The organism is Klebsiella sp. JB_Kp042 (assembly GCF_040065275.1).
GTDB lineage: Bacteria > Pseudomonadota > Gammaproteobacteria > Enterobacterales > Enterobacteriaceae > Klebsiella > Klebsiella quasipneumoniae.
Map to the genome: position 1 here is coordinate 224,245 of NZ_JBEAJL010000027.1, position 10,354 is coordinate 234,598.

At 60.9% G+C, this 10,354-nt stretch carries 7 protein-coding genes; all 7 read left to right on the plus strand.

The features are described 5' to 3' along the window. Nucleotides 1-7: 7 nt before the first annotated feature. The 7 genes from tssK (at nt 8) to ABLV54_RS11105 (ending at nt 10,310) form a co-directional block, all read left to right on the plus strand. The gene (gene tssK, locus ABLV54_RS11075; protein WP_164481510.1) at nt 8-1,351 is read left to right on the plus strand and encodes a type VI secretion system baseplate subunit TssK; all 1,344 of its coding nucleotides are present in this window, start codon (nt 8-10) and stop codon (nt 1,349-1,351) included. Continuing rightward, entirely contained in the window at nt 1,348-2,037 is a 690-nt protein-coding gene (tssL, locus tag ABLV54_RS11080) for a type VI secretion system protein TssL, short form (protein WP_101881190.1), read from the plus strand. The genes tssK and tssL overlap by 4 nt, the downstream gene beginning before the upstream one ends. Beyond that, nucleotides 2,034-3,740, plus strand: coding sequence for an OmpA family protein (locus ABLV54_RS11085; protein ID WP_101881189.1), 1,707 nt, complete (start codon nt 2,034-2,036; stop codon nt 3,738-3,740). The genes tssL and ABLV54_RS11085 overlap by 4 nt, the downstream gene beginning before the upstream one ends. A 4-nt stretch (nt 3,741-3,744) precedes the next feature. Next, nucleotides 3,745-4,236, plus strand: coding sequence for a type VI secretion system effector Hcp (hcp, locus tag ABLV54_RS11090; protein WP_023289393.1), 492 nt, complete (start codon nt 3,745-3,747; stop codon nt 4,234-4,236). Nucleotides 4,237-4,501: 265 nt separating this feature from the next. Continuing rightward, a complete protein-coding gene (gene tssH / locus ABLV54_RS11095) occupies nt 4,502-7,156 on the plus strand; it encodes a type VI secretion system ATPase TssH (protein ID WP_123822718.1) in 2,655 nt (884 codons plus the stop codon). Nucleotide 7,157: 1 nt separating this feature from the next. Beyond that, on the plus strand, nt 7,158-9,527 hold the full coding sequence (gene vgrG, locus ABLV54_RS11100; RefSeq protein ID WP_164481537.1) for a type VI secretion system Vgr family protein: 2,370 nt from the start codon (nt 7,158-7,160) through the stop codon (nt 9,525-9,527). Between the two features lie 3 nt (nt 9,528-9,530). Then, nucleotides 9,531-10,310: a DUF4123 domain-containing protein gene (locus ABLV54_RS11105; RefSeq protein WP_101881186.1), complete on the plus strand. Its 780-nt coding sequence runs from the start codon at nt 9,531-9,533 to the stop codon at nt 10,308-10,310. Nucleotides 10,311-10,354 lie beyond the last annotated feature (44 nt).

Below are 10,354 nucleotides of genomic sequence, written 5' to 3' on the forward strand. Positions count from 1 at the left end.
TCGGACGATGATGAAAACCGAACGTCCGTTATGGGGCCGGGGCATTATGGTGTCGCCCCAGCATTTTCAACAGCAGGCTGCGTATGCCGCCTGGGCTGCGGAAGCGATTGCCCGGATGGGCCTCAACCACCCCTGGGGAGTGGTTGAGGCGACCTTCGAACCAGAGATGCTCAAACTGGGCCGCCTGCAGGCTCACAGGCTGCAGGTCCGGTTCCAGGATGGCACGATGATTGATACGGACAATGCCGATGCGCTGCCGCCGGCTTTGTCGCTGGAGGGCGAATCCCGCACGGGAGTGGTGATGCTGGCGCTGCCTCTGATGAAGGCCAATGGCGGCAACTGCCTGAAGCCTGATGATGTGGCCGAAAGGCCGGTGCGCTTCCGGCAGCGCTGGCGCGATGTCCGCAACCAGTTCGGGGATGATACCCGGCAGATTGCCGTCATGCAGCCGGAGCTGTCCCTCCGTTTCGCCCATCAGGATAACAGCGATTACCTGACCTGTCCGGTGGTACGCCTGCTGCGGGATTCGCAGGGGGCCTGGCTCATCGACGAGACGTTTCTCCCGCCGCTGCTGCAGATTCAGGGCAGCCGCTGGCTGGCGACGCAGCTTGAACTGCTGCTTACTCAGCTCCGGGCTCGTCTGACGCGCCTGATGGCCATGCGTCGCGAGAGCAATGAACGGATGGCTGATTTTGCCGTGGCCGATGTCTCTCTGTTCTGGTTGCTGAACGCGCTGAACAGCGCTGAGCCGGTGCTGGGTTATTTTCTGCGTTACCGGCAAAGCCCGCCGGAACGCCTCTATCCGGAGCTGGCGCGCCTGGCTGGCAGCCTGCTGACCTTTTCGCTGACCCATCAGGCGAATGCCGTCCCGATCTATCAACATGACCAGCTGAACGCGGTTTTTCCGCCGCTGTTTGATTTACTCAGCGACCTGCTGGAGGCGAGCCTGCCGTCGCGGGTGGTAGCGATTGCCCTGGAGCATGATGCCCGGCTGCACTTCTGGCAGGCGCGTCTGCACGATGCCCGGCTGCGGGAAGGGGCGGATTACTATCTGTCGGTTCGTTCGTCGGTACCGGTCGCCCAGCTGCAGGAACAGTTTCCGCGGCAGTGCAAAGTGGGCAGTCCGGATCATGTCAAAGCCATCGTCAACTCCTCGCGGACAGGGGTGCCCCTGACGCCATTGCGTCATGTGCCGGCGGCGATCCCGCTGCGTCTGGAAAACCAGTATTTCAGCCTCGATGTGTCCCATCCTCTGGCGACGGAAATGCTGCAGAGCGGTACCTGTATGTTCTACGTCCCGGGGATGCTTGGCGAGCCTGAACTTGAACTTTTTGCGGTACTACGAACGTGAATGAACGTCAACGCGGCAACGCCGCGTCCATTGATATCGATGCGCTGCTGCAAAACACCTGGCTGCAGGTTATCAGCCTGCGCCATGGCCCGCAGTTCCGCGATGAGGAGGGGTACAGGCTATGGCAGCGGTGTATTGCTGATGTCGAGCGCGTGCAAACTGAGCTGAAGGCGAGCGGGCTTGATGATGTCAGCTGTCAGCATATTCTCACCGCCCAGTGCGCGCTGCTCGATGAAGTCGTGAAAGGGCGCGGCGTGGAGGATGATGCCTGCCTGCAGTGGTATGACATTCCGCTGCAGGGGCATTTTCTCGGCACCATGGACGCCGGCGACACCCTGTGCGAGCGGATGCGCGAGGTTCTGCATGATCCGACGCCCGACCTGGCTGTGGTCACCTGTTTTCAGCGGGTGATGCAGCTGGGTTTTGTTGGCAGCTTTCGCTCCCTCCACGACCCGGAGCGCCTGAAGCTGGTCAACGCGCTCAGTGAACATGTCCCGCCTTTCCGTTGTCCGCAGGGCGCTCCGGTGCTGATAGAGAGCCGCGCCGGACTGGGGATAAGCGGCTGGTTGGCCTCCTGGCCGGTACGTGCAGGGCTGAGCGTGGCGGTGATCGTGGCTCTGTGGTGGGGATTGAACCACTGGCTCGATCATCTGCTGCTGACCCTGCTGCCGGGGGAGGTGAAATGAGCCCCGCCCAGCAGCACGGGCTGGCGCTGTGGGCAGGCTTGCTGAGCGCGCTGGTGTGCCTGCTATTTTTGCCGGTTCCCCGCTGGGGGGCGTGGCTCATTCTGTTGGTCACGCTGGCCCTGATTATCGCGATCTGGCGTATTGCCCGTCGTGGTGCCGAACGTCAGGTCGCGTCAACCCTGCACGAACTTCCGGCGATCGCTTATCGCCAGCCGGTAGTCCTCGTTTGCGGCGATCTGCCGAGTGTCTGGCCGCAGCCGTCCCCGGTGCGGGTCGTCAAACAGGGCTGCTGGATCCGGGTGGAAAAGACGGAGGAGCTGCCGCAGGTTGCGCGCCAGATATTAAGCCAGCGACCGGAGTGGGGGCCTCAGCTGTCGGTGCTGCTCTGCGTCTGCCCGCAGCGGCACGCGCAAAGCGACGCGCTGACCAGCGCCCTGCTGGCCCTGCGCTGGCAAATCAGCCAGCTGCGTCAGCAGACGGGGTATGCCGTACCGCTGGCGCTGCAGGGGCAGGTGGGCAGCGCGATGAGCCCCAGTCTGCTCTGGCAGGCGGCGATCCCGGGTGAGGCGGTGAAAGTCTGGCAGCCCTCCTGCGCCCCCTGTTCTGTGTCGACCTGGTTGAGCGTCGGCGGCGCGGCGGCGCTGCAGCAGCAGGTGTTAATGAACAGCCTGATGGGCTGGTTCGCACGGCACGTCCTTGCCGTGTTAACGGAGGAGAATGCAGACCTGCCACCCCTGACCCCAGCGGCCGTACTTTGGGGGATCGGACCCACCCATGCCGGGAGCCTGGCGTCGTCGGCATGGACGAGGTGGTTATCCCGGCATACCGGCCTGACGCGGGTAGCTGGCTGGCAGCCAGGCGAGACCGACACCCCGGATGCGCCATTCTTGCCGGATTTCATCCTGTCGCAGTTACCGGCGGGACGGGGGCTTACGCCATGGGGCAGGGCCTGGCGCGCGGCGCTCGCTGTTTTCACTCTTGCGGCTGTCGCCGCGCTGCTCAGCAGTGGCTTGAACAATCGACAACTGCTGCAGCGCGTGGGCGCTGATATTGCCCGTTATGAGCGGATCGCGATGGATGATTATGGGGCAAAAGCCAGCGCCGTCAGGGTGCTGCGTGAAGATGCCGCGCTGCTGGATAGCTGGGCGCGTAACGGCCTCCCGCTGCGCCTGAGTCTTGGCTTATATCGCGGGGAGCGGATTCGCCTGCCGTTGCTGGAGGCTATTCGCCGCTACGTGCCGCCGCCACCGCCCCCCAGGCCGGTGCAGCGCGTCGCGCCGCACGTCATCCGCCTTGACAGCATGTCGCTGTTCGATACCGGGAAATGGGTACTGAAACCCGGTTCGACAAAGCGGCTTGTCCACTCGCTGGTGGACATTAAGGCCAGGCCCGGGTGGCTGATCGTGGTGGCGGGCCACACCGACAGCGTCGGTGAGGAAAAAGCCAACCAGCTATTGTCGCTGAAACGCGCGGAATCGGTCCGCGACTGGATGCGCGATACCGGCGACGTGCCGGATAGCTGCTTTGCCGTTCAGGGCTATGGCGAAAGCCGCCCAATTGCAACAAACGACACGCCGGAAGGCCGGGCGCTGAACCGACGTGTCGAAATCAGTCTGGTGCCGCAGGTCGACGCCTGCCGGTTACCGGACAAACCCTCTGCGTCATCCCAGGATGATGGCGCTTCACTACACAATGGAGAGTAATTCCATGGCAATTCCTGTTTATCTTTGGCTGAAAGACGACGGCGGCGCGGACATTAAAGGGTCTGTCGACGTTCAGGATCGTGAAGGCAGTATCGAAGTGGTGGCCCAGGAGCATAACCTGTACATCCCGACCGATAACAACACCGGCAAACTGACCGGCACGCGGATCCATACGCCTTTCCTGTTCACCAAGGAGATCGACTCCTCCAGCCCCTACCTGTACAAGGCGGTGACCACCGGTCAGACCCTGAAATCCGCCGAGTTCAAGTGGTACCGGATCAACGATGCTGGCCAGGAAGTGGAGTATTTCAACACCACGCTTGAGAACGTCAAGGTGGTGAAAGTGAATCCCCTGATGCACGACATCAAAGACCCTGCCTACGAGAAGCACAACCATCTGGAACAGATCGAGCTGCGCTACGAGAAGATCATCTGGACCTATAAAGACGGCAACATCATTCATTCCGATAGCTGGAACGAACGCGCTACCGCGTAATTGCCCGTCATTCTTCGCGCCGGAGGTGCGTTGGCGGCGTTCGCTCACCCCGGTCGCATCGTTATCTATGCGACCGGGGAGTAAGGAGGGCCATCGCCTGATGCGGACAGCGTTTCTCTGTCCGCCGTTTTTTGCTGAATGCCTGAGATGCGGGTACTCAGCAAAGAAAAACACAATCTGCCTGCCTGACCCTGTGCGCTATGGGTTCCTGTTGGGGAACAGCGACGGGCGGTAGCGTGTCCGGAACCAATAAAGAGAGGATCTCATGGAAAATCCAGCCAGCCTGTTACGCCGTCTTAATCCCTGCTGTGCCCGCGCGATGGAGGGGGCGGCCTCGCTGTGCCAGTCCCGGGCGCACGCTGAGATCCTGCCCGAGCACTGGCTGCTCAAGCTGCTGGAACAGGGGGAAGGCGATCTGACGGTGCTGGCGCGGCGCTACGAATGGGATATGGATGCGCTATGGCAGGATCTGCTTAGCTGGCTGGATAAACAGCCGCGCTCGGTACGTCATCGTCCTCAGCTATCTGGCGCTATCCTGAAGCTGATGCAGGAGGCCTGGCTGATTGCCTCGCTCAGCGGCGAAGCGCAGATCCGCAGTGTTCACCTGTTGATGGCGCTGGTAGCAAAACAGAATCTGATCCAGTGCGATGGCCTGTGGCCGCTGTTAACCCTGGGCCAGAGCCAGCTGGAACGCCTGCGCCCCCTGCTGGATACCCAGTCCGACGAACGTCCGCAAGCGCAGCAGGAGGCGGCGCTGGCGCAGCGTCATGGCGGGGACGTGGAGTTTGTGGGGCGTCCTGCGGACGGGGTACCGAACGCGGATGGGCCCAACCCGGCGCTGCAGAACGCCCTCGACAAATTTACTCTCGACGTCACTGCCAAAGCCAGAGACGGGCAGATTGACCCGGTGTTCGGACGTGACACGGAAATCCGCCAGATGGTGGATATTCTCTCCCGGCGTCGTAAAAACAACCCGATCCTCGTCGGTGAACCGGGCGTGGGCAAGACCGCCCTGGTGGAAGGCCTGGCGCTGCGCATTGCCGAAGGCAACGTCCCCGACGCGCTGAAGCCGGTGTCGGTGCGCACCCTGGACCTCGGATTGCTGCAGGCCGGCGCCGGGGTCAAAGGCGAGTTCGAGCAGCGGCTGAAAAATATCATTGAGGCGGTGCAGCAGTCGCCTGGGCCGGTGCTGCTGTTTATCGACGAGGCGCACACGATTATCGGCGCGGGCAATCAGGCCGGCGGGGCGGATGCCGCCAACCTGTTAAAGCCGGCGCTGGCCCGGGGGGAACTACGGACCATCGCCGCCACCACCTGGCGTGAATACAAGCAGTACTTCGAGCGCGATGCCGCGCTGGAGCGCCGCTTTCAGATGGTCAAGGTGGATGAGCCGGACGACGACACCGCCTGCCTGATGCTGCGCGGCCTGAAGCCCCGGTATGCCCACCACCACGGGGTGCATATCACGGATGACGCGGTGCGTGCCGCCGTGACGCTGTCACGACGCTATCTCACCGGCCGCCAGCTGCCGGACAAGGCGGTGGATTTACTCGACACCGCCTCCGCCCGCCTGCGCATGAGCCTTGATACCGTGCCAGAGCCGCTGACCCGCCTGAAGGCACAGCTCACCGCGCTGGCGATGGAGAAGCAGGCGCTGCTGGAGGATATCGCGCTGGGCAACAGCGCCCACGGCGAACGGCTGGCGTTCATTGAGCAGGAGGAGAACCGCCTTATCCTGGCGCTGGATACCCTCGAAACCCAATATGGTCAGGAGCTGCAGCTGACGGAGGCGCTGCGGGCATGTCGTCGCGATATCTCCCGCCAGGGGGAAATCAACGACCTGCAAAACGCGCTTACTGCCGCCCAGCACGGCAATCCGCTACTCGGGCTGGACGTCGACGTCCGCACCGTGGCGACGGTAATTGCCGACTGGACCGGCGTGCCGCTCTCCTCGCTAATGAAGGATGAGCAGACGGAGCTGCTGAGCCTGGAACAGAGCCTCGGCAAACGGGTGGTTGGCCAGGAGTCGGCCCTGAGCGCCATTGCCCGGCGCCTGCGCGCCGCGAAAACCGGCCTGACGCCGGAGAACGGTCCGCAGGGGGTGTTCCTGCTGGTCGGGCCGAGCGGCACCGGCAAAACGGAAACGGCGCTCGCCCTCGCCGATGCGCTGTTCGGCGGCGAGAAAGCGCTGATCACCATCAATCTCTCCGAGTACCAGGAACCGCACACCGTCAGCCAGCTGAAGGGTTCTCCGCCAGGCTACATCGGCTACGGCCAGGGCGGGATCCTGACCGAGGCGGTGCGCAAACGCCCCTACAGCGTGGTGCTGCTCGATGAGGTGGAGAAGGCCCATCGCGATGTGATGAACCTGTTCTACCAGGTCTTCGATCGGGGGGTAATGCGCGACGGCGAGGGGCGTGAAATCGACTTCCGCAACACAGTGATCCTGATGACCGCCAACCTTGGCAGTGACCTGCTAATGCAGCTGCTGGATGCACAGCCTGAAGCCAGCGAATCAGACCTGCACGAGCTGCTGCGCCCGGTGCTGCGCGGTCACTTCCAGCCGGCGCTGCTGGCCCGCTTCCAGACGGTGATTTACCGTCCGCTGCCGGCGGCAGCGCTGCGCGCCATTGTCGGCATGAAGCTCGGGCAGGTGAGTCAGCGTCTGGCTTGCCATTACGGGATGACCACCACCCTCAGCGAGAGCCTGTTCGACGCGCTGACCGAGGCCTGCCTGCTGCCGGACACCGGCGCCCGCAACGTCGACATTCTGCTCAATCAGCAGATCCTGCCGGCGCTGAGTCAGCAGCTATTGAGCCACATGGCGGCGGGGCATAAACCGAACCATGTGACGCTGGGGTATCACGAAGAAGAAGGCATCGTGATGGCGTTTGACGAGGGGGCAATCGCCGATGAGTAGCGTGAAATCGTTGTTGTTCAGCCACAACCACCATCTGCTTTCGGTGAAGGGATGTGAAGCCGGGCTTGATGTGCTGGCCTTCGAGGGCGATGAAGCCCTGAGCCAGCCGTTCCGCTATCGTATCGAATTCACCAGCGCAGACCATGCCATCAGCAAAGAGATGATGCTGATGAAGGCAGCCTCCCTGACGCTACAGGCGCCGGTAGCTCAGGGCTTCGGCATCAATGTTCAGCAACCCGTGCGGGTGATCCAGGGCGTGGTGACGGGGTTCGAACGGCTCGGCACCTCCAGGGATGAAACGCACTACGCGCTGACCATCCAGCCGCGCCTGGCGCTGCTTAACCGCTCGCACCAGAACGCCATTTATCAGGACCAGTCCGTTCCGCAGATTGTGGAAAAAATCCTCCGCGAGCGCCACGGCCTGCGCGGTCAGGATTTTCTGTTCTCACTGACAAAAACGTATCCGCGCCGTGAGCAGGTGATGCAGTACGGCGAGGATGACCTGCGCTTTATCACCCGGCTGCTGGGTGAGGTGGGGATCTGGTTTCGCTTTACCGCCGACACGCGGCTGCACATCGACGTCGCGGAGTTCTGCGACAGTCAGCAGGGCTATGAGAAGGGGCTGACGTTGCCTTCGGTCCCGCCGTCAGGGCAGCAGTCGGCCGGGGTGGACGCGGTGTGGGAGATGGCATGCCGCCACCGCGTCGTGGAGCAGCAGGTCAGTACCCGCGATTACAACTACCGCGAGGCGACGGCGGACATGAGCGCGCAGGTGGATGTCACCCGCGGGGAGACGACTACCTTTGGTGAGGCTTACCACTGGGGAGATAACTACCTGACCGCCGGGAATGTCTATGACCGCCATCCGGCGCCGGAGTCCGGGGCGTTTTACGCCCGGCTTCGCCATGAGCGTTATCTGAACGGCCAGACCCGGATGCAGGCCACCACCAGCTGCCCGACGCTCTGCCCGGGTCAGGTGCTGAAGGTGACCGGCGGAGAGGAGGTGGCTGGAGAGTTTGCTGATGGCGTGCTTATCACGGCGATGCACAGCCACGCCCGGCGCGATGCCGACTTTGCGGTGGAGTTTGCCGGCATACCGGACAGCCCGGACGTCGGCTACCGGCCCGAGCCCGGCGCCCGCCCGGTGATGGCCGGGACGCTGCCGGCCCGCGTGACCAGCACCCGGGAAAACGACACCTACGGGCATATCGACAAACACGGGCGCTACCGGGTGAATATGCTGTTTGACCGGGCGCGCTGGGAGACCGGGTTCGAGAGTCTCTGGGTCCGCCAGTCGCGGCCGTATGCCGGAGACACTTACGGCCTGCACCTGCCGCTGCTGGCGGGGACGGAGGTGGCGATTGGCTTTGAGGACGGTAACCCGGACCGGCCGTATATCGCGGGCGTGCTCCACGATTCGGCGCACGGCGATCACGTCACCATCCGCAATGACAAACGTAACGTCCTGCGCACCCCGGCCAACAACAAAATCCGCCTCGACGATGAGCGTGGGAAAGAGCATATCAAGGTGTCGACGGAGTATGGCGGCAAGAGCCAGCTGAATCTGGGGCACCTGGTGAACAGCGACAGGCAGCCGCGCGGCGAAGGCTTTGAGTTGAGAACCGACAGCTGGGGTGCCATCCGGGCGCAGAAAGGGATATTTATCAGCGCGGACGGCCAGGCCAGGGCACAGGGCCAGGTACTGGAGATGGAGCCAACGGTCAGTCTGCTGAAAGGCGCGCTGAATCAGATAATCGAATGGGGTAGTATTGCCCAGATTCATCATAATTTTTCACCGGACGCAGATTCGCTGAGAGATTTTGTTGATGGTGCCAGTAACCTGAAAGAAGCGGCTTTATTGATGGTGGCCCCTAAAGGTGTTGCTTCTGTTACCCCTGGTACTGCGTTAATGCACAGTGGTAAAGGCCTCTACCTGCAAAGTCTGGGAGAGGTCAATATTGCAACCGCGCAGCGCCATTCAGTAAACGCCAGTAAAGCGATTTCGCTACTTTCACAACAGGAAGGGATCCGGCTGGTCTCGGCGAAAGGACCACTTGAAGTAGAATCACACGCAGACACACTCTCCCTTACGTCACTGAAAGACGTCACGGTTCAGTCAACACAAGGTCACCTGCAGCTAACGGCAAAAAACGGGATCACTATTGCATGTGGCGGCGCTTACATCCAGTTGACATCTCAGGGAGAAATTAAGGTTCATGGACCTGGCCTGTTAAGCATGAAAGGGCAACACAACATGGAAGGCCCTGCGAGCCAGGATTTCCCGTTGCCTGAACTACCATCATCGGTCTGCAAAGATTGTCTGAAACGGGCACAGGAAATCGCTCAGGGTTTTGTTCCAAGGGAGGTGTAAAAGATGGATTTAGTTTCTCCGTGGATAGACAAAATCAGAAAAACCTGCCAGCGTGCCGAGATAGACTATATTGATGTGATAATCGATCAGTGTGCTGTTAATTTCTCTGTCCTGCCCGCACTTAATACTTTCCGTAACCCTATGATGTGGCAGTCGCTATATCATGGGCTACCTGAAGATATTTATCCTGAGGATGCGCCTGTACTGGTTCGGGTGAATTTATCGGACGCTGAACACGTTCACTGGTTACATAACCTTGCAGCAGAAATGATGGAGTCGGCTCCCCTGCTGATATGCGGTTCTTGCTGGTCGTTTGAACAGCTTGCTGATTGGCTGAGGGATTGTGTTGATGTGCAACATGAAGGTCGGGAGGGGATTTTCCGTTTCTGGGATACCCGTGTTTTTCCTTTCTTGTTCAGCCACATTCTTGATGCTGAGCAGCAAAAGCAACTGCTGATACCGGTCTTATTCTGGACATGGCTCGACTGTGACTATCAGTCTTCCATTCGGTTGGGGAGTGGTGAAATCCCGGAATCTGACAAGTCCGTGGTGCAAATCGAATTTACCGATAGCCAGTTTGAGAAACTCATGTGTGTCAGTGATACGAGCCAGTTTCTGAGATACGAGAGTGTGCCAGAAGGGATGTTTACTAACCGGCAAGCCGAATTTACAGCCTGTTATGAGGCGATGCTGACCGCAACAGAGCAGAGAATTGTTTTTGATGATAAGCGCAATGACTGGGTTATGGCGCAGGTTATTTCAAATAACTCTGGGCTTTGTTGAATAAATCGAACTTTTGCTGAGTTGAAGGATCAGATCACGCATCT